The organism is Streptomyces sp. DH12, assembly GCF_020873895.1.
GTDB lineage: Bacteria > Actinomycetota > Actinomycetes > Streptomycetales > Streptomycetaceae > Streptomyces.
This window is the reverse complement of the sequence record NZ_JAHWGT010000869.1, coordinates 1-475: the sequence shown is the minus strand read 5'-3', so window position 1 is coordinate 475 and position 475 is coordinate 1. Positions and strand designations below refer to the sequence as shown.

The 475-nt window shown below is 76.2% G+C and carries 1 protein-coding gene; it reads left to right on the top strand.

Annotated elements, in window-relative coordinates; genetic code table 11:
* On the top strand, positions 1-475 hold a 475-nt coding region (locus LPA54_RS37520), incomplete at both ends, for an LLM class flavin-dependent oxidoreductase (RefSeq protein ID WP_228984917.1).

Below are 475 nucleotides of genomic sequence, written 5' to 3'. Positions count from 1 at the left end.
GATCGACATGGGTCTGGGCCGCTCGGTGGGGTTCACCGACGGGGTGCGCAGGGCGCTCGGGCGCGACAAGGGCGACGCGGAGGACTTCGCCGCCCAGATCGACGAGCTGCTCGGCTGGTTCGAGGGCACCTCTCCCACCGGGGTGCACGCCCGGCCGCCCGAGGGGCTGACCGTGCCGCCGTTCGTCCTGGCGATGGGCGAGGGCGCGGACATCGCCGCCCGCGCCGGGCTGCCGATGGTCGTCGGCGACCTGCGCGACCGCGACCGGATGCGGCGCGGCGTCGACCGCTACCGCGAGCAGTTCCGCCCCTCCGCGTGGGCGGACGAGCCGTACGTGGTGGTCTCCGGCACCGTGGCGGTGGCGGACACGCCCGGGCAGGCCCGGCGGTTGCTGATCCCGGAGGCCTGGTCAATGGCGTACTCCCGCAGGCACGGCACCTTCCCGCCGCTGCCGCCCGCCGGGCGCGTCGAGTCC